The organism is Clostridium tertium (assembly GCF_902652255.1).
In the GTDB taxonomy this organism is placed as follows: domain Bacteria; phylum Bacillota; class Clostridia; order Clostridiales; family Clostridiaceae; genus Clostridium; species Clostridium tertium_A.
Genome location: NZ_CACRTO010000020.1, coordinates 276,965 through 298,358 on the forward strand (window position 1 = coordinate 276,965; position 21,394 = coordinate 298,358).

General features: G+C 28.4%; 16 protein-coding genes, 1 other RNA gene and 2 pseudogenes. 18 read left to right on the forward strand and 1 reads right to left on the reverse strand.

Translation table 11 applies throughout. The annotated features are described in order from the left end of the window. The first annotated feature begins 64 nt into the window (after positions 1-64). A complete protein-coding gene (gene smpB / locus GPX08_RS10250) occupies positions 65-535 on the forward strand; it encodes an SsrA-binding protein SmpB (RefSeq protein ID WP_136007795.1) in 471 nt (156 codons plus the stop codon). Between the two features lie 506 nt (positions 536-1,041). Continuing rightward, the gene (locus GPX08_RS10255) at positions 1,042-2,208 is read left to right on the forward strand and encodes an iron-containing alcohol dehydrogenase (protein ID WP_156626713.1); all 1,167 of its coding nucleotides are present in this window, start codon (positions 1,042-1,044) and stop codon (positions 2,206-2,208) included. Positions 2,209-2,280: 72 nt separating this feature from the next. On the opposite strand, the gene GPX08_RS10260 is transcribed toward GPX08_RS10255, so the two are convergent. Beyond that, complete coding sequence (locus GPX08_RS10260) at positions 2,281-3,345, reverse strand: beta-propeller fold lactonase family protein (RefSeq protein ID WP_156626714.1); 1,065 nt, start codon at positions 3,343-3,345, stop codon at positions 2,281-2,283. Positions 3,346-3,852: 507 nt separating this feature from the next. Between GPX08_RS10260 and GPX08_RS10265 the strand changes: the two genes are divergently transcribed. The 16 genes and pseudogenes from GPX08_RS10265 (at position 3,853) to GPX08_RS10340 (ending at position 21,188) form a co-directional block, all read left to right on the forward strand. Further along, positions 3,853-4,740 carry a sulfide/dihydroorotate dehydrogenase-like FAD/NAD-binding protein gene (locus GPX08_RS10265; protein WP_156626715.1) on the forward strand — a complete coding sequence of 296 codons (888 nt, stop codon included), beginning with the start codon at positions 3,853-3,855 and terminating at the stop codon, positions 4,738-4,740. Positions 4,741-4,742: 2 nt separating this feature from the next. Further along, on the forward strand, positions 4,743-6,140 hold the full coding sequence (gltA, locus tag GPX08_RS10270) for an NADPH-dependent glutamate synthase (protein WP_156626716.1): 1,398 nt from the start codon (positions 4,743-4,745) through the stop codon (positions 6,138-6,140). A gap of 578 nt (positions 6,141-6,718) precedes the next feature. Beyond that, a complete protein-coding gene (locus GPX08_RS10275) occupies positions 6,719-7,114 on the forward strand; it encodes an Rrf2 family transcriptional regulator (RefSeq protein ID WP_156626717.1) in 396 nt (131 codons plus the stop codon). 225 nt (positions 7,115-7,339) lie between these two features. Next, positions 7,340-8,332 (forward strand): oxidoreductase, encoded by a 993-nt coding sequence (locus GPX08_RS10280; protein ID WP_156626718.1) that lies wholly within the window; start codon positions 7,340-7,342, stop codon positions 8,330-8,332. Between the two features lie 218 nt (positions 8,333-8,550). After that, a pseudogene (locus GPX08_RS10285) lies at positions 8,551-8,792 on the forward strand (hypothetical protein). Between the two features lie 12 nt (positions 8,793-8,804). Next, positions 8,805-9,218 (forward strand): GNAT family N-acetyltransferase, encoded by a 414-nt coding sequence (locus GPX08_RS10290; RefSeq protein ID WP_156626719.1) that lies wholly within the window; start codon positions 8,805-8,807, stop codon positions 9,216-9,218. Positions 9,219-9,280: 62 nt separating this feature from the next. After that, entirely contained in the window at positions 9,281-9,496 is a 216-nt protein-coding gene (locus tag GPX08_RS10295) for a hypothetical protein (RefSeq protein WP_156626720.1), read from the forward strand. Between the two features lie 21 nt (positions 9,497-9,517). Beyond that, on the forward strand, positions 9,518-9,949 hold the full coding sequence (locus GPX08_RS10300; protein WP_156626721.1) for a VOC family protein: 432 nt from the start codon (positions 9,518-9,520) through the stop codon (positions 9,947-9,949). A 42-nt stretch (positions 9,950-9,991) separates the two neighbouring features. After that, positions 9,992-10,480 carry a DUF1284 domain-containing protein gene (locus GPX08_RS10305; protein WP_156626722.1) on the forward strand — a complete coding sequence of 163 codons (489 nt, stop codon included), beginning with the start codon at positions 9,992-9,994 and terminating at the stop codon, positions 10,478-10,480. A 241-nt stretch (positions 10,481-10,721) separates the two neighbouring features. Beyond that, positions 10,722-11,075: a transfer-messenger RNA gene (gene ssrA / locus GPX08_RS10310) on the forward strand. Positions 11,076-11,232: 157 nt separating this feature from the next. Beyond that, complete coding sequence (locus GPX08_RS10315) at positions 11,233-13,893, forward strand: N-6 DNA methylase (protein ID WP_156626723.1); 2,661 nt, start codon at positions 11,233-11,235, stop codon at positions 13,891-13,893. A gap of 18 nt (positions 13,894-13,911) precedes the next feature. Then, on the forward strand, positions 13,912-15,837 hold the full coding sequence (locus GPX08_RS10320) for an ATP-dependent helicase (RefSeq protein WP_156626724.1): 1,926 nt from the start codon (positions 13,912-13,914) through the stop codon (positions 15,835-15,837). Further along, complete coding sequence (locus tag GPX08_RS10325; protein WP_156626725.1) at positions 15,830-17,008, forward strand: GIY-YIG nuclease family protein; 1,179 nt, start codon at positions 15,830-15,832, stop codon at positions 17,006-17,008. The genes GPX08_RS10320 and GPX08_RS10325 overlap by 8 nt, the downstream gene beginning before the upstream one ends. Positions 17,009-17,179: 171 nt before the next feature. Further along, positions 17,180-17,648, forward strand: a pseudogene (gene tnpA / locus GPX08_RS10330) (IS200/IS605 family transposase). 268 nt (positions 17,649-17,916) lie between these two features. Further along, positions 17,917-20,820 carry a hypothetical protein gene (locus tag GPX08_RS10335; RefSeq protein WP_156626726.1) on the forward strand — a complete coding sequence of 968 codons (2,904 nt, stop codon included), beginning with the start codon at positions 17,917-17,919 and terminating at the stop codon, positions 20,818-20,820. An 83-nt stretch (positions 20,821-20,903) separates the two neighbouring features. Beyond that, positions 20,904-21,188 carry a hypothetical protein gene (locus GPX08_RS10340; protein WP_156626727.1) on the forward strand — a complete coding sequence of 95 codons (285 nt, stop codon included), beginning with the start codon at positions 20,904-20,906 and terminating at the stop codon, positions 21,186-21,188. The last annotated feature ends 206 nt before the right edge of the window (positions 21,189-21,394 follow it).

A 21,394-nucleotide genomic window follows, 5' to 3' on the forward strand; every position in this document is an offset into this window, starting at 1 on the left:
GTTTACTTTTAATTATTTTGTTATAATTAATAAATAGAATAAAATAAAATTTATGGTGGATATTATGGTAAGAAAGAAAAATAGTAATTCATTAGCTGAAAATAGAAAAGCAAGACATGATTATTTCGTGGAAGAAACCATTGAAGCTGGGATAGCTTTAGTGGGAACAGAAGTAAAATCAATAAGAGCAGGAAAGTGTAACTTGAAAGAAAGTTATGCTGATGTTGAAAATGGAGAAATAACAATTAAGGGAATGCATATTAGTCCTTATGAACAAGGAAATATCTTTAATGTTGATCCGTTAAGAGAAAGAAAACTTTTACTTCATAAAGAGCAAATATCAAGATTTGCAGGGCTTGTATCTCAACAAGGCTTTACTCTAGTGCCACTTTCGCTATATTTAAAAAATGGAAAAGTTAAAGTAGCGCTTGGTTTATGCAGAGGTAAAAAGAATTACGATAAGAGAGATTCTATGCTTGAGAAAGCTCATAAGAGAGATATTGAAAGACAATTAAAAAATTCTACAAGATACTAATAAAATAAGACTATAATTTAGATTTTTAATAATTTAAATTATAGTCTTTATTTTGTAGAAAAATTATCAAAAAGGGTTTAAAATAGTAATATATTACTTTTTATGAAAAAGATTAACTAATAATATAATTATTAGTTAATAACCATCATATACTATAAATGAATAAGAGTAGAAAATAAAATTACTAAATAAAATTACTAAATAAATAGGATAACTATTTTTAAATGATAGGTTAAAGAGATAAAAATTAGAAAAGAATAACTTTATTTGTAGTAATTTTAACAATTTAAAAGAGAGATATTCAAAAGAAAAAAATATTATATGATAGATAACTATAATTTAAGGATAGTTGTTTAGATATACTTGTAATTATCATAACTTATAGGTAAGTTGTTATTTTTTTATATATAAAAGTTAATACTTTAACAATATAACCAATCTGTAAGATTTATTTAATAAATTTAAAGAGGGTATAGAAATAAATTAATATTATTGGAGGTTTTTATATGGCTCGTTTTACGTTACCAAGGGATTTATATCATGGGGAAGGATCTTTAGAAGTACTTAAGACATTAAAGGGTAAGAAAGCAATAATAGTAGTTGGTGGAGGCTCTATGAAACGCTTTGGATTCTTAGAAAAAGTAGAAAATTATTTAAATGAAGCTGGAATGGAAGTAGAAATTTTTGAAGGTGTAGAACCAGACCCATCAGTTGAAACTGTTATGGCTGGAGCTGAAGTTATGAGAAATTTTGAACCAGATTGGATAGTTGCAATGGGGGGAGGATCTCCAATAGATGCGGCTAAGGCAATGTGGATATTCTATGAGTATCCTGATTTTACTTTTGAAAAGGCAATTATTCCATTTGGATTACCAGAACTTAGACAAAAGGCAAAATTTGTAGCTATTCCATCTACAAGTGGTACAGCAACAGAAGTTACAGCATTTTCAGTAATTACAGATTATAAGGCAAAAATTAAATATCCACTAGCAGATTTTAATATAACTCCAGATATTGCAATAGTGGATCCATCATTAGCTCAAACTATGCCAGATAAATTGGTAGCTCATACAGGAATGGATGCACTTACTCATGCTATAGAAGCATATACAGCATCATTAAGATCTAATTTTTCTGATCCTTTAGCTATGAAGGCTATTGAAATGATAAATGAAAATTTAATTAAATCATATAATGGAGATAGAGAGGCGAGAAATTTAATGCATGAAGCTCAATGTTTAGCTGGAATGGCATTTTCAAATGCATTACTTGGAATAGTTCACTCTATGGCTCATAAGACAGGAGCTGTATTCCATATACCTCATGGATGTGCAAATGCTATCTTTTTACCTTATGTAATTCAATATAATAGAATCAAATGTGAAGACAGATATGCAGATATAGCAAGAGCATTAAATTTAAAGGGTGAAAATAATACTGAACTTACTGATTCATTAGTAGAATTAATCAATGAGTTAAATACCAGTCTTCATATACCACATAATATGAAGGAGTATGGAGTTCAAGAGGATGACTTTAAAGACAATTTGGAATTTATATCTAAAAATGCAGTATCAGATGCTTGTACAGGCTCTAATCCAAGGGAGATAGATGCTAATACAATGTCAAAATTATTTGAATGTACATTCTATGGAACTAAAGTAGATTTTTAGTTGTATAATATTAAATCTAAATAGACAAATAGACATATCAAAACAATTACATTTTGATATGTCTATCTTTTATTAAATGAACTTGATACAAACTCCACTCTCAATAACAAATTCTTTGTCAGCCTTAGTTAACTTACCTGTTTTAATATCTCTATGGAAAAGAGTTATATTAGGTGTAAGTTGATGGGGGACAATTAAAAACTTTCCGCTTGGATCTATACTAAAATCCCTAGGATGAGAGCCCTTTGTTTCTGTAATTTCAACTAAATTGAGTTTAAAGGTTTTTTTATCTATAGAGAATACAGCAATAGAGTCAAATCCACGGTTAGATGTATATAAGAATCTTCCATCTGGTGATATATGGATTGCAGCAGCATCAGTTTGTCCTTTGAAATTTTCAGGAATAGCTGAAATTTTTTGAAATATATTAAAGGTATTATTTTCAATATTATAAGATAATACGAAAACTTCTGAAGTTAGTTCACTAATCAAGAATGCAACTTTATTATTTTCATGAAAAGCCATATGTCTTGGGCCTACTCCATCGGGCAATTTAACAGAACGTGAAGTATCTTCTTTTAAAAGCCCATTTTCATAATCATAAACAAAAAGTTTATCAACACCTAAATCAATAGCAAGAAGTTTTTCTTCATTAGGAGTAAGGCATACAAAATGTGGGTGAGGTTTTTCTTGCCTTTCATTATTTATTCCAGAACCAGTATGATAAACTCTAGATTCTAAATTACCTATAGAACCATCAGCTAGTAGAGAATAGCAAGATATTTCACCAGTATGATAATTTGCGGAAAATAAGAATGAGTTTTTACTATCAGTTATTAAATGACATGGTGAGGCTCCAGGTGAAATCTTATAATTTAGAAGAGATAAGCTTAAATCCTCATTTATTAAATAGGATGCAACTCCTCCTTCATTAGTTGTTTTAATTACGGAATATAAAAATTTCTTATCTTTAGAAATTGATAAAAAAGTTGGATTCCCGATTTCAGCAGCAAGATCTATAGAGTCTATTTCACAATTTATATTATTGAAAGAGAATTTATAAATTCCTTTGCTATTTCCTTTAGTATAAGTTCCTATAAAGCCTTTTGAAATTGTAGTTATATCTATTAAAAACACCTCCTAAAAAATAATCAAATTGCATAAAATTTATTTAATTATGCTTGGATTATATAACATTTGTTAAAATGTATATTTAAATTATATAATATTTGTTGGAATATATACTTAGATTATATAACATTTACTAAAATATATAAATCAAATAAATATAAGGAAAAGTAAAAGGCGTATTCTTTCTTAGGGTATATTTATTATTAAAATTAAAAACTAGAAAAAAGTGAATAATTTAACGATATTGTTGAATTCAAAGATTGTCATAAACCTTGCTAAATATATTAATGTGAATTAAGTAAAAAGTAAATTATATAAATTTAGGATGGTATATTATAGCACCTTTTAAAATATCAAGAGATTTATATAATGAAGAAGGAGCATTAAAAGTATTAAATTAGGCTAGAATATATTATTAATAAATTTTTATATAAAAATTAGATTAAGAATTGTATGAATATTAAAAAAATGATAAGATAAAAGTATGTTAAAAATAAAACAGGGGGTACAGCTATGTATAAAATCGTTAGTAAGAGAGAGTTAGCTGATAATATATATCTTATGGATATAGAAGCACCAAGAGTTGCCAAGTCAGCTAAACCAGGACAATTTATTATTATTAAAAATGATGATAAGGGTGAAAGAATACCACTAACTATTGCTGACTATAGCAAAGACAAGGGGACTGTAACTATAGTTTTTCAAGCAGTTGGTAGAGGAACTAAAGAACTTGCAAGTTTTAATGAGGGAGATTATGTTTCAGACTTTGTTGGTCCATTAGGACAGCCAAGTGAATTTATCCATGAAGATATAAACGAGCTAAAAAGAAAAAATATTATCTTTATAGCAGGTGGTGTGGGGGCAGCACCTGTATATCCGCAAGTTAAATGGATGCATGATCATGGTATTGAATGTGACGTTATAGTTGGAAGTCGAAATAAGGAATTATTAATATTAGAAGATGAATTAAAGAAGGTATCTAAGAATTTATATATATCAACTGATGATGGTAGCTATGGATTTAATGGAAGAGTTACTGATTGCTTAAAGCATTTAGTAGAAGAAAAAGGCAATAAATATGACCATGCAGTTGTAATTGGACCTATGATTATGATGAAGTTTATGGCTATGCTTACTAAGGAGCTAAATATCCCAACTACAGTAAGTTTAAATCCTATTATGGTAGATGGTACAGGTATGTGTGGTGCTTGTAGAGTTACTGTAGGTGGAAAAGTTAAGTTTGCTTGTGTTGATGGACCAGAATTTGATGGACATTTAGTAGATTTTGATGAATCCATGAGAAGACAAGCTATGTATAAGACTGAGGAAGGCAGATCTCAATTAAAAATAGAAGAAGGGGATACTCATAATCATGGTGGTTGTGGTTGTAAGGTGGATTAATTATGAATATGCAAGATAGAATGAAAAGAGTACCTATAGCAGAACAAGCTCCAGAAGTTAGAGCTAAAAACTTTGATGAAGTTTGCCTTGGATATTCGGATGAAGAAGCAATTAAAGAAGCTAATAGATGTTTAGGTTGTAAGAATCCTAAATGCGTTGAAGGATGTCCAGTATCTATAAATATTCCAGGTTTCATAGCATACATGAAAGAAGGAGAATTTGAAAAAGCAGCTAAAGAAGTTGCAAAATATAGTGCATTACCAGCAGTTTGTGGAAGAGTATGTCCACAAGAAAGTCAATGTGAAGGTAAATGTGTTCTTGGTATAAAAGGAGAAGCTGTATCTATAGGTAAGCTTGAAAGATTTATAGCTGACTGGTCTAGAATAAATGAAGTTGACCTTTCTGAGAGAGCAGAGCTTAAGGATACTAAGGTTGCAGTTATAGGAAGTGGTCCTGCAGGATTAACTTGTGCAGGAGAATTAGCAAGAAAGGGTTATGATGTAACTATTTTTGAAGCACTACATGAACCAGGTGGAGTTTTAGTTTATGGAATCCCTGAGTTTAGATTACCTAAGGATGATGTAGTTAGACCAGAAATTGAAAACATAAAGAAACTTGGAGTTAAGATAGAAACTAATGTTATTATAGGAAGAACTATCACTATAGATGAACTTATGTCTGATGAGGACTTCTCAGCAGTATTTATAGGATCAGGAGCTGGACTACCTAAATTTATGGGAATTCCAGGAGAAAATGCTAATGGAGTATTATCTGCTAACGAGTTCTTAACTAGAGTTAACTTAATGAAGGCATTTAAGGAAGAATACCATACTCCAGTTAAGGTTGGTAAGAAGGTTGCTATAGTTGGTGGAGGTAATGTTGCTATGGATGCAGCAAGAACTGCCTTAAGATTAGGATCAGAATCACATATAGTTTATAGAAGAAGCGAATCTGAACTACCAGCAAGAGCCGAAGAAGTACACCATGCTAAAGAAGAAGGAGTAATCTTTGATGTTTTAACTAATCCAACAGAAATTTTAGTAGATGAAAATGGTTGGGTTAGAGGTATGAAATGTGTTGAAATGGAGCTAGGTGAGCCAGATGAATCAGGAAGAAGAAAGCCTGTGGTTAAACAAGGTTCTGAATATGTTATGGAAGTAGACACAGTTATAATGTCTCTTGGAACATCACCAAATCCATTAATATCTTCTACTACTGAAGGGCTTGAAACTAATAAGTGGAAGTGCTTAATTGCAGATGAAAGCGGACTTACTACTAAAGAAGGAGTTTATGCTGGTGGAGATGCAGTTACAGGAGCTGCTACAGTTATTTTAGCTATGGGAGCTGGTAAGAAAGCTGCACAAGCCATAGATGAGTACTTGAATAACTTAGATAAATAATTAAGTAATAAGATTTAGGGAATATAAATTTAAATATTATAGTAGATAAAAATAAAATTTAATTTTAATTTATGATATTAAATCCTAAAGTTATTTTAGTTAATGTTACTAAAAATAGCTTTGGGATTTAAGATTAAAATCACTAAAAATAAAAGTTAAATTTAAAGTTTAAATAAATAATAATTTTGGAAAAAATAGTTTAAACAACATGTTTTAACAATGAACAACTTTTAAATTTTTAATGAAAGAAAAATAATTATATGGGTCTTTATAATGGAAAAAGTTTTATATAATTCTAGTAGAAAACACCTATAATTAAATATGTAAAATAGGGTTTTATATAAATTATGGATAAAGTATTAAATTTTTGTTAACAGTATATAGTTTTCCAAGTAATTATTAGATGAAATATAGTATAATTATAGAAAGAATTTTATTTAATTTGTTTTGAAAAATATGTAGTTTTGGAATAAGTTTACATATATAAATTTTATATTAATAAATTAAAATTAATTCTTATAATAAATAAATATCTATTTATAAAATGACATTATATTAAACGAAAGAGGGGTATTAAAATGTATTTATCCAAATTCACTGATTATTCATTTAGATCGCTAATTTATTTAGCAGAAAACAGAGATAAGCTTTGTACTGTTGAAGAACTAGCGAAGAAACTAGAAATATCAGAGCATCATTTAAAAAAGATAATACATAAGATGGCGAAGACGGATTTAGTTATTTCTATGAAAGGTAGAACTGGTGGATTAAAACTTGGACTAGATCCAGTAGATATAAATTTGGGAGAGGTTATTAAAATTACTGAAGATAACTTAAATATTGCACAATGTTTCAGTAAAACAGACTGTTGCCCTTATATGGGATCAGGATGTAAACTAAAAGGAATAATGCAAAACTCTTTAGATGCCTTTATACATGAATTTTCTAAATATACTTTACAAGATATCTTATAAAAGTTTATTTAGTATTAAAATATAGACATGAAAGAAATATAGTCGTAATGAGTATTATCATAAAATTAATATTAAATTAAATGATAATTTTTATTTAGTACATATACATAAGAAGATAGGAACTGAATTTACATTAATCTTACTTAATAGGTTGTAATTCAGTTCCTTTTTTTTATACAATAAATATATAGAAGAAAATAATAAATGAAACAGAAGGAGGATAATATGGTTAATATAGGTGTAATAGGGACTAACTTTATCACTGATAGTTTAATTGAGGGAGCTATGGAGGTTAAGGATGCAAAAATATCAGCTGTTTATTCAAGAACAGAAGAAAGAGCAAAAGAATATGCAGGGAAATATGGAATAGAGAATACCTTTACTAATCTAGAGGAAATGGCAAAAAGTGATTTAATAGATGCAGTTTATATAGCATCACCAAATGCCTTACATGCTAGCCAAGCTATTTTATTTTTAAATAATAAGAAGCATGTATTAGGAGAAAAAGCCTTTGCTTCAAATACTAAAGAAGTAGATAAAATGATAAATGCAGCTAAAGAGAATAATGTAGTTCTTATGGAAGCTATGAGAACTACAATGTTACCTAATTTTAAAGTGGTAAGAGATAATTTATATAAGATAGGTAAGATAAGAAAATACTTTGCAAGCTACTGCCAATACTCCTCAAGATACGATAAATATAAAGCAGGAGAAATATTAAATGCTTTTAAAAATGAATTATCTAATGGAGCTATTATGGATATAGGGGTCTACTGTATAGCACCTATGGTTAATCTTTTTGGAAAGCCAAATACAATAAAGGCTAATGGAATAATGCTTAAAACAGGTGTGGATGGTGAAGGAAGTGTAGTCTTTGGTTACGATGATATGGAGGCAGCAGTTATTTACTCAAAAATAAGTAATTCATATTTACCATCAGAAATCCAAGGAGAAGAAGGAAGTATAATAATTAATAAAATCAACACCTTTGAAAATGTAAAAATAATATATAGAGATGGAAGAGAAGAAGACTTAACTTTAGAACATAAGAAAGCTAATATGTGCTATGAAGTTGAAGAATTTGTAAAGCTAATTCAATCAGGAGAAAAAGAATCTAAGATAAACTCATTAAAGGTTTCAAGAGATGTAATAGAAGTAATAGAAGAAGCTAGGAAGCAAATAGGAGTTATATATCCAGCAGACAAAATTAGTCAATAATTGATAATGCATAATGGGTAATAAATTATTAAGGAAAAAGGACTAAAGAGTTTTGGTAAATGAAAGAATGAAGTTTCTCCTTTGCTGACGCAAAATCGAAATGAAAAAATTAAATAATTAATTCCTTTGGAATTTAGGTAGTTTGAATTTGAGGAGTCTAAGAACAAATGATTGCGGAAATATAATAAGTTTAATAAATGTAAAATAGAGAAGGGTATTTGAAGAATTTAATTATTAGGGATGAAAGAGAAAGTGATTATTTTAATGTTGAATACATGACTAAGAAGGCTTTCTGGAACTTACATGTTCCAGGCTGTAATGAACATTATTTAGTTCATATTCTTAGGGCAAGTTCTATGAATCAAAGGTTTTTGAAATGTTAATACCAGAGAAGGTTGAAGAGTTTGATAAGAAGTTTCCTTATATGGAGAAGTTAAAATTGCCAGGACAATGGGAGTAGAGGGGAATTAATATGGAATATAAATTAACTAATAATCCTTCAGAAGAAGATAAAAAAGAAATATTTGAAGAGTTATTAAAATATAATCTTGCTCATATAGAAAATAAAGATGTACAGGAGCTGGGGATATTTTTAGAAAATGAAGAAGGTAAGAAGGTAGCAGGACTTATAGGAGATACCCATGGAAATTGGTTAACTATTAATTATTTATGGGTAAGTGAAGATATAAGAGGTAAAGATATTGGCACTGAAATTATAGAGAAGGCTGAAGAGGAAGCAAGAAGAAGAGGATGCAAGTATGTTTTCTTAAATACTTTTAGCTTTCAAGCAGAAGGTTTTTATTTAAAGTTAGGCTATGAAAAAGTATTTTCATTAGAAGAGTATCCTATTACAGGTAAGAGGCATTATTTTATTAAAAACTTATAATTAAGAAGTAAAAGAGATTATAAGATATTCTTAAAATCACTATGAAATGGATTATTAATTATATGAAACATTTATTACATTTAATTTCTTTAGCTTGTGATAAGGAATCTTTAAAGGTTAGATTAGGAAACGATGTAGATAAAGGTGTTAGAACTGAGGATGTTATTAATAGAAGCCTGGAACAACTTAAACTTTATGAAAAATTATTAACACAAAAAGTTGATGTATCAAAACTGACTCCAATAGAAGTAGCAGATTATATTATTATAAATTGTTAATTAGAGAATTAGGAGGTTATTATGAATAGAATTAATATTATTTGTTTAGGCGTTAGAGATATGAAGAGATCTATCCAATTTTATAGAGATGGATTAGGATTTCAAACAGATGAAAAAGAGGATAATCCAGCAGTAATATTTTTTAATACAACAGGAACAAAGTTTGAATTATATCCTTTAAATCTTTTAGCAGAAGATATAAGCTCTGAGAATCCACCTAAAATAGGCACAGGATTTTCAGGAGTTACTTTAGCACTTAATGTTAAAAGTAAAAATGAAGTAAATGAAGTAATTGAACTAGCTAGAAGAGCAGGAGCAACTATAGCAAAAGAACCTCAAGATGTTTTCTGGGGAGGTTATCATGCTTACTTTGCAGATCCTGATGGATACTACTGGGAAGTAGCTTGGGGACCAAATTTTCAGTATGATGAAAATGATATGCTTGTTTTTTAAGGATATTAGAGGGAGATTATAATTTATAGAAGGGGAAGGGGGATAAACTTAGTGGAAAGTATAAGAATAAAACCTCATCATTTATTAGATATATTAAAATTGCATGGAAAAGGAATTGAAGTATTTGTTAAAGATATGGAGTTTGGCCATGACTTTTATAAAATAGCAAATGAAATCATAAATTTAGAAGTTAGTGAAGTTACATTTACTAGAGATTGTGATGATATTTGTGAACCGTGTAAGCATAGAGCAAACAATGAATGTTCTGATTATGTTTCCTTCTTAGATAATTATAGTAAGGATAAATTAAATAAAGAAATTGATGATAGGTTATTGAAAATACTTGGGATAAAAGAAGAGGAAAGCTATAAACTTGAAGATATATTTAATCTATTAATGAAGAAGTTAAGTTATAGCCTATTTGAAGAAGTTTGGGAATATGCTAATGAGGAAGAATTACAATTTAGATTTGCTTTTACAATAATGGGGACATACAAAGTCTTAGAGAAATATAAATATAAAGATGTTTAGTTTTAAAAATATAATAGAAATTTTATTTAAAAATAAAAATTATAAGCTGAAAAAATAGAGATAGTATCATGCAATTATAAAAAAGTAAGTGAATTATTTAGATAAATATTCTACACTAGTAAATTAAGAAAATCATAGATAAAATGCATGATTTAAGGTTGTTGACAGAAAAAAATTTATAATATATAATTACAACACGGAATGAAAATTGAATATTTCGCGTTAAACTAAACTTTAACCTGGGGGCGTTTTGGCTTCGACGGGGGTAAGATGGGTTTGATAAGCGAGCCGAGGCAAGCATGTCACCTCGATAATAAAGTATGCATTAAAGATAAACGCAGAAGACAATTTTGCATTAGCAGCTTAATATAGCCGCTCATCAGCCCGGGGTTCCCACGCTCCGGATCACTGGTGTCATTGAAGTGGGAAACGAAGTTTAGCAAAGCTTTGAGCTAAAGGGGTATTCATGAAGCTAGGGAATTAGGAGTTTGTTTGTGAGCGAACTAAGGACCGAAATTTTAGTCACAAACTACGCTCGTAGAAAGTCAGATTGGTCTGCTTTCGGACACGGGTTCGACACCCGTCGCCTCCACCATGAAAACCTCGACAATACAGAAATGTGTTGTCGAGGTTTTTTATTTTCTAGATAAGAAATGTGTAAGAAATTGTAAGTGTGTAATATAAAGTAGTATTTAAGATAAAAAAAATAAGGTATAATAAAAGAGATAATGTTAGATATGAGGGAGAAGTTTATGAATTTAATTGATATAGAAAAAAATATTAATAAATTAGCATATGTTATAGAAAATGAATTCGAAGCAATAAGAGAGACTTTTATATATGAATTATTAAATTGTTATGGAGTACCCAAAGCTTCTATAACAAGATTACAAAATGGAAGTATAAATATTTCTAAGAATGCAGGGGAAATACTGTGGAAAAAGAAATTATTTTTTAAAGAATGTAAGGATGAGGATATTTACCAGGTATTTTTAGCTGTTAGCAATGATGAAGTAATTTTAAAAAATGAACCAAGATTTATTATAGTAACAGATTATGATGAATTAATAGTATTAGATACTAAGGTAAATGATACTTTAAATATTAACATTAATGAGATACATAGGTATTATACTTTTTTCTTACCATGGGCCGGAATGGAGAAGGCTAGTCAAGAATTTGAAAACCATGCAGATATAAAAGCAGCAGAAAAAATGGCTAAAATGTATGATGAAGTAAGAAAAGATAATGGGTTTACTTCAAATAATCAAGTTCATCAATTAAATATTTTTTGGGCACGTATATTATTCTGTTTTTTTGCAGAAGATACCGGATTGTTTGAAAATAAATTATTTACTAATTCAATAGAATCTTATACACAATCTGATGGAAGTGATTTGAATGTGTTTTTGGAGAAAATATTTGAAGCTTTAAATACTAAGAATAAAGATAACTATCCTGAATATTTAAAAAGGTTCCCATATGTGGGAGGTGCTTTATTTAAAGATAAGCATATTAAATTAAATTTTACAATAAAATCTAGAAAAGCATTAATAGAAAGTGGAAAGTTAGAATGGTCTGATGTAAACCCAGATATTTTTGGAGCTATGATTCAAGCTATAGTAAATCCAGATGATAGAAGTAATTTAGGAATGCATTATACATCTGTAACTAACATTTTAAAAGTAATAAAGCCATTATTTTTAGATGATTTAGAAAACGAGTTTGAGAAATTAAAGAATGATTCAATAAAATTAAAAGTCTTATTGAATAGATTATCTAAAATTAAAATTTTTGATCCCGCTTGTGGATCTGGAAACTTCTTACTAATAGCATATAGAGAATTACGTGAGCTAGAAATGAAAGTTATTCAGAGAATTAATGAGATAGATCCTCAAATATATTCAAATGCTACTAATATTTCATTAGATCAGTTTTATGGTATAGAATTAGATGATTTTGCTCATGAAATTGCGAAGTTATCTTTATGGTTAATGGAACAGAAGATGGAAGTAAAGTTCAATAAAAAATTTGGTGTGAGCAAAAACGTATTTCCTATAGTTGAAGAAGCGAAAGTTGTTAATGCAAATTCGTTGAGAGTAGAATGGAAGAATATATGTCCTATCAATAATGATTGTGAAGTATATTTATTGGGAAATCCACCATACTTAGGGGCACGTTTACAGAGTGGGGAACAAAAAAATGATGTGAATATCGTATTTAATAATCTGAAAAAAAGTAACAATTTAGATTATATTGCATGTTGGATATATAAGGCAAGTATATATATTAAAGGCTATAATTCAAAGTCGGCTTTTGTTTCAACTAATTCTATTTGTCAAGGAGAGCAAGTTGAAATATTATGGCCTAAAGTTTTTGAATTAAATGTATGTATTAACTTTGCATATACTTCTTTTAAATGGAGAAATAATGCAAAAAGCAATGCAGAGGTTATTTGTGTAATAATTGGACTTCAAAATAATAATATTAATTCAAATAAAAAAATCTTCACTAATGGTGTAATTCAAGAGGTTAAAAATATTAATCCATATTTAATAGCAGGAAAAAATATAGTAATAACAAAATCAAAAAAATCCATATCAGGTTTACCACCAATAAGTTTCGGAAGTATGCCTAATGATGGTAATAACTTAATATTATCTACAGAAGAGCGTAATCAGATAATATCCAATAATCCATTAGCTAAAAAATATATTAAGAGATTGATAGGAGCCAAAGAAATCACTCAAAATCAACAAAGATGGTGTATTTGGTTGAAGGATATAGAGGATGAAAATATTATCGATGAGATAGATGAATTTAAAATGAGAGTAGATAATGTTAAGGAATACAGATTAAAAAGTACAAGAGAAGCAACCAGAAAGTTAGCTAAATATCCACAATTATTTGGAGAAATACGTCAACCTAATGGGAATTATATAGCTATTCCAGGGCATTCATCAGAAAAACGTGAGTATATACCTATGAATTTATACACTAAAGAGGATATAGTAAATAATGCATGTTTTGCTGTAGAGACTGATGAATTGTGGGTAATGGGGGTATTAATGTCATCAATGCATATGTTATGGGTAAAAACTGTTGGAGGAAGAATAAAGACAGATTATAGATACTCAGCAGATATATGTTATAATACATTTCCTTTTCCAGAAATATCTCAAAATAAGAAGAATATTATTATGGAATATGTATTTAATGTTATAGAAGAACGTGAGAAAAATTTTGAGAAAAGTTTAGCTGAATTATATAATCCTGAGGATATGCCAATAGGATTAAAAGAGGCTCATAGGAATTTAGATTTAGTTATTGAAAGATGTTATCGTAATAGGGAATTTAAATCAGATGAGGATAGATTAGAGTGTTTATTTAGTTTATATGAAGAAATGATATAAAAAGGGGGAAGATTTTAATTGGAAAATTTAGTAGAGGTTAAATATGAACAAAGTGGGAAAAGTACACAAACTAATGTATATGGAATGAGAGAGATGCAGGAGAGAGCATTTAAAGCAAGAAATGCTCAGTATTTACTTTTAAAATCGCCTCCGGCATCGGGGAAATCTAGAGCTTTAATGTTTATTGCATTAGATAAGCTAATAAATCAATCTATAAAAAAAGTAATTGTAGCAGTTCCAGAAAGAACAATAGGAAGCTCTTTCTCTGCAACAAATTTAACTGATTATGGATTCTTTAGTGATTGGACTCCAAGTGAAAGGTATAATCTATGTACTCCAGGAGGAGAGAAGAGTAAGGTAAAGACTTTTAAAGAATTTTTTTTGAATAATGAAAAAATTCTTATATGTACTCATTCAACATTAAGATTTGCATTTGAAGAACTAGATGTAAGGGAGTTTAATGATACACTTCTTGCAATTGATGAGTTCCATCATGTATCCTCTGATGGTGAAAATAAGATAGGAGAATTATTAAAATCTATAATTAATAACTCCAATGCTCATATAGTTGCTATGACAGGTTCTTATTTTAGAGGAGATAGTGTTCCAGTACTTTCACCAGAAGATGAAGAGAAGTTTACAAAGGTTACTTACAATTATTATGAGCAGCTAAATGGATATAAGTATCTTAAATCTTTAGGAATAGGATACCACTTTTATCAAGGTAGATATACTTCAGCAATTCCAGAGGTATTAGATACTAGCAAAAAGACTATTATTCATATACCAAATGTTAATTCAGGGGAATCTACTAAAGATAAACACAATGAGGTAGATTTAATATTAGATTCTATAGGGGACCTTGAGTATCAAGATAAAGATACAGGTATTCTATATGTTAAAAGATATTCAGACAATAAAATTATAAAAGTTGCTGATTTAGTAGAAGATAGACCTAAGGAAAGAGAGAAAGTAGTTAATTACTTAAGAAATATTAAAGAAGCTGATGATTTAGATATTATTATTGCATTAGGAATGGCAAAGGAAGGATTTGATTGGCCATATTGTGAACATACATTAACGGTTGGATATAGAGGCTCATTAACAGAAATTATTCAGATTATTGGAAGATGTACAAGAGATAGTTATAATAAGAGTCATGCACAATTTACTAATTTAATAGCTCAACCGGATGCTGATGACGATTTAGTAAAACTATCTGTAAATAATATGTTGAAAGCTATTACAGCTTCGCTATTAATGGAGCAAGTATTAGCTCCAAATTTTAAATTTAAACCTAAGTACCCAGAAGATACAGAATCTAAGTCAGGTGAGATAAAGATAGGCGGACTAAAGAAACCTTCATCTGCTAGGGTAAAAGATATAATAGAAAATGATTTAAATGATTTAAAGGCAAAAATTTTACAAGATGATCAAATGTTGAAGGCTATGCCTGGTAATGTGGATCCAGAGGTTATAAATAAAGTTTTAATACCAAAGATTATACAAATAAAATATCCTGAACTTTCAGATGATGAGGTTAATCAAGTGCGTCAGTATGTAGTAGCTGATTCTGTTGTAAAGAATAGTGAGTTTAAGGAAATTGGAGATAAAAGATTTATTAAAATGGCAAATCAATTTGTTAACATTGATGACTTGCATATTAATTTAATTGATAGAGTAAATCCATTTCAAAGAGCGTTTGAAATATTATCAAAGTCAGTTACTACTCATGTATTGAAATTAATAAAAGATGTTATTGATTCTACAAGAATACAAATGACAGAAGAAGAAGCTATTATATTATGGCCTAAGATTAACGAGTTTATTACTAAAAATAAGAGACAACCTAATATTGAATCATTAGATCCCTTGGAAAAAAGAATGGCAGAGGCAATAGTATTTTTAAAAGAGTTAAAGAGGAAGATGAGTAGAAATGGATAATAAAAATCTTGATAAATTATTAGAAATATTTGATGATGATCCTTTTGGCATATTAACAGTTAAGGAAAAGAAAGTAACTTATGTATCTGAAAATTCACAACTAATAGAATCATTTAATGAAATAAATAGATTTTATGAGGATAATGGAAGAGAGCCAGAAAAATCAACTAATATTATAGAAACAAAACTTTTTTTTAGATTATCGAGCATAAGGGATGATAAAGAAAAATGTGAAATTCTAAAGAATTATGATGAACATAACTTATTAAAATTAACTAATACAGTGGAAGTGAAATCTATAAATGATATTTTTAATAATGATAGTTTTAATATTTTCGATGATATTAATGATAATATTTTTGATGTTGAAAGTTTACCTAAGAGAACTACAATGCCTGATTATATAGCAAGTAGGAAGATATGTAAGGAATTTGGTAAATATGAAGGACTATTAAAACAATGCCAAAGAGATTTAAAAGAAGGTAGAAGAAAATTAATAAAGTTTAAAAATGGACAACAAGTAGAAGAAGGACATTTCTTTGTATTAAAAGGAGTGTTATTATATGTTGATAAAGTTGGAGAAACTACAATTGAAAATGGAGTGAAAAATGCAAGATTAAGATGTATATTTGAAAATGGTACTGAATCTGATATGTTAATGAGATCTTTAGGTGCTGAATTATATAAGGATGGTAGAAGGGTTACTGACAGCGACATAAACTTAAAGAAAGAACTTTTTGATAAATTTAATAATGTAACAGAAGAGGATAAAGAGGCTGGGTATATATATATACTTAAATCAAAAAGTGAAGACGAAAATATTTCTAGTATTGATAATCTATATAAAATTGGATTTTCAACTACTACAGTTGAAGAAAGAATAAAAGGCGCTGAGAGTGAACCAACATATCTTATGGCTCCAGTTAAAATAATAACCTCATTTAAATGTTATAATATGAATGTAAGTAAGCTCGAAACTTTGTTGCATAATTTTTTTGGACAATCATGTTTAGATATTGAAATAACAGATAAGGATGGAGATAAACATAAACCTAGAGAGTGGTTTATAGCTCCTTTAGAAGTTATAGAAGAGGCAATAAAGTTAATAATAAATGGGCAAGTTATAAATTATAAATACGATAGTATGACTCAAAGTATAGTTTATAGATAAATAGCTGTAAGTTAGGGAGATAAGTAAGGTATCTCTCTATTTTTTTTGTATTGAAAACCACTGGCTATGCCGGTGGATAAAATGGCTTAAGCTCTGAACAGAAAAAACTCCTACGATATAATTGCAACGACTGACAATCGTAAAACAAATTAATCATAGGAGGTGTGTCGTATGGGTAACGACATAGAAAGCTTATCATATACAAAATGGAGGTGTCAATATCATATAGTATTTGTACCAAAATATAGAAGACAAATAATATATGGAAAATATAATGCTGAAATTGGGAAGATATTAAGAGCTATTTGTATAAGACATGGAGTAGAAATAATTGAAGCGAATGCTTGCACGGATTATATATATGTTGGTTACGATTCCGCCTAAAATGAGTGTATCAAAATTCATGGGAATCTCAAAAGGAAAAAGTAGTTTAATGATTTTTGATAGATTTGCAAATTTAAAATATAAGTATGGAAATAGACATTTCTGGTGTAGGGGATATTACGTAGATACAGTAGGAAGAGATAAGACTGCAATTGCAAAGTATATTCAGAATCCAATTCAAGAAGATCAAATAGCAGAACAAATTAGTATGAAGGAAGATATTGACCTGTTCACGGGATCGCAAAGTAAAAAGTAGCAAATAGAAAACAACCCGATGAGTGTGATAGATGAAACTGTTTTGCGATTGGCAGTTATTCAGAGCACGAGTAGTGCCACCGGCTTAATAAAGCACCAGCTAAGCTGGGTGTACATGACTTTATAAAGGATGATAGTTTCATTGAATGTAAGAGCAATAAGTCTAGAATAGAACTGTATAAATTTATGATTAATGAATAGTTAAATATATTACGTATAGCGTTTATTATGGTAAAATATAGTCATAATAAAGGGGAGTGTGATGTTATATGTATAATACTGAAGTTAATAGAGGTGCAAGATGGCTGAAATGGGACTGCCATGTGCATACTCCTATATCTTATGAAAATAATTTTCCGAATTTTGATGAATATATACATGCATTAAAAGCTAAATCCATAGAACATAAAACTGATGTTATTATAATAAATGATTATTTTACATTAGATGGATATAAAAAAATAATAAGTTACTGTAGCAGGTCAAATGATAATGATGCATATAAATTATATGTTAATGAGGAAAAAAGTGTAGCTGTTTTACCAGGATTAGAGCTAAGAATTGATAATTTTACTCAAAAGGAAAAGTCAATAAATGTACATATATTTTTCAATCAAAGATTAAGTGCAGAAAATATAGAAAATGGTTTTTTAAATCAACTTAAAATTAGTTATGGCGGTTATGATAACCTAAAAGCTGATAGACAAACATTAATTAAAATAGGATATTCAATAATCAATGGACAGCCATATGATGATAATTTAGATACTTTAAGTTTAAAGGATGATAGCAAGTATATAAATAAAGCTATTTCTATAGTAACAGTTACTAAAGATAGTTTAATAGAAACAATTGATACTTTTAAGGCTAGATATAAAGACAGTGAATATTTAAAAGAGAATTGTATGCTGACAGTAGTAGCTTTTAATGGATACGGAGCATTATCTGAATTAGCGTGGAATGAAGCAAGGGCTGGAAATGTAAAAAGACAATTGTTATTTTTAGCAGATATTTGTTTTTCATCTAGGGAGAAAGATATTAACTTCTTATTAGGTAAGGACACAAGCACAAGTGGAGACGAGGTAAGGAAATTGTTTAGAAGATTAAAACCATGTGTGTGGGGTTCTGATTCACATGAAATAGGAACATTATTACATCCATCGAGAGGTAATACAAATAGATATACTTGGATTAAAGGGATGAATAATTTTGAGGGTTTAAAGCAGATAATTTTTGAGCCTGAAAATAGAGTTGCAATACAGGAAGATACACCTAATACAAAGGCTGATTATCAAGTAATAGATAAAGTTAAGTTTATTGACAGTAGTAATATATTTATGAATGATGATATAGTTTTTAATGAAGATTTAAATACCATAATAGGCGGTAAGTCATCAGGTAAATCTCTATTATTAAGTCATATTGCGAGGACTATTAATGGGTTGGATGAAAATTTTGGAAACTATCAAACCTTACAATCAAAATATAGCTATGATTTTGAGGTTTATTGGAAGGATGGACAAGTATCAAAATTAAGCAATATTAATAAAAGTCCAAATAGAAAAGTAAAATATATAAGTCAAATGTTTGTTAATAAACTTGCAGAAAATAAAGATAATAGTTTGAAGAATATTGTTACCGAAGTATTAATGGAAAATACAGAAGTAAAGCAAGCATATGATCAATTAAATTTAAATTTAAATAAAATAAATTTAGAGATAAACAATAAAGTTTATAAAATCGAAAAAATAATAGAAGATTATAAAAGTAAAAATACTGAGAAAATTAATATTGGAGATGATGAAGGTATAAAAAAAGAAATACTAAAACTTGAGGGGATTATAGAAGCCCTAGTTAATGAATCTAAAATGTCTGTAGAAGAAATAAATGAATATAATAGAATAACAAATAAAATAAGTAATAATTTTTCAAGAATAAATATTATAAATAATATTATTATACCGGAAGTGGAGAAGTATAAGAATTATTTTGAGAATATTGAAAGAACAATAAAAAAGGAGTTTGAAGATAGTTTAACTAATTCAAAAAATATATTAGGAGCGGATTTTCAAGATATATTTACTGATGCATTTTGCGATATGAAGACTTTGGAAATGTTTATATATGAAAAGATATCTATGTTAAATATAAAAGAAACTGAACTAAGTAATGAGTTGGCTATATTAGTACAAGATAATAATAAATTAAAAAATGATATTAGTAATTATGAAATAAAACTTAAAAATAAAAGTGAAATAGATAGACTTAGTAAGAACTTAGAACAAGAAAGAATGAAGAAGGAAAAAATAGAAGAGATAGAAAGAATATTAAACTCAAAACTTCAAAATCTAAAAAACACAATAAATGAAGTAGAGAATCTTGTTTCTGATAGAAATAATGAATATAAAAAGTTAATAGATATTCTTAAACAAGATAAATTTAAGTGTATATCAGAGGAAACTAATTTAATTCTTAAATTTGAATTACAATTAAAAGAGGAAGTTTTAAAAGAAGATATAGGTAATATATTAAATAAAACTGCAGTAGAGGTAAAAGGATTATTAGATACTAAGATAGATGTAGAAGGTTATAATAGTTTTGTTATTGGAACAATAATAAATGCTATAACGGGCAAAGGAAATTATAAATATAAAAACGGTAAGATATATTTAGATTTAATAAAGGTTTTAGTAAAGGACTATTTAGAATTAAATATTGATATTTTAGAAAATGATGATGAGTTTGATGTTATGTCACCAGGGAAACAAGGTTTAATAGTACTTAAATTGCTAATCCATTTAAGTTCTGAAAAGTATCCTATATTAATAGATCAACCGGAGGATAATTTGGATAATAGAACCATTTCGTATGAACTAAAGAACTTTATTTTAAATAAGAAGAGGGATAGGCAGATAATTATGGTAACACATAATCCAAATTTAACAGTATTGGCTGATTCAGATGAAATTATTGTTGCTAATCAATCAGGAAAAGATGGCAAAGGGAATAGAGAATATAGATTTGAATATGTATCAGGTCCATTAGAACTTAGTTTTAGAAAAGAAGGAGAGGAAGCTATTCTTTATAACAGAGGGATAAAAGAGCATGTGTGCGAAATATTAGAAGGTGGTAAAGAAGCCTTTAAACAGAGAGAAAATAAATATGGTTTCTAAGATATTGATATAAGTAAATGAAAATAACTATGCATATATATAATGTATAGTTATTTTTATTCTATTAGTATGGAGGATAGAGAGTGAATAGAGAATTTTCAATTTGGTTTAATGAGAAAAATATTAATATCACTGATATAAAAGATAAGATATACAATTTTGATAGAAGTATATTGAATGATAAAAAGTTTATTGAGGATGTAGCAGTAATGGAGTCTGTTTATATTGAATTTGTAAAAATATTAAAAAGATTAGAGTATAACAAACTATTAGTTGCAAATGAAAATAATGAAATATCTGATGAGTTAGCATTACAGAAAATGTTTAATAGTGATATTTCAGCAAATCCATATTTTTTCTTTAAATAATGTCTAGGGTACTAATAATTACCCCTCGCCTCCACCATTGAAAGCCACGAAAAGATATTGATTTTCAATCAATATCTTTTCAGTTTGTTGATAAACCCCCTGTTAAAAAACAGAGGGTTTTCTATATTGTATGTGCGTAATATTGCATATTTAAAATATTAGTATAAATAATCATAATATAATCTAAAAATAGCAAAGATAGTCTT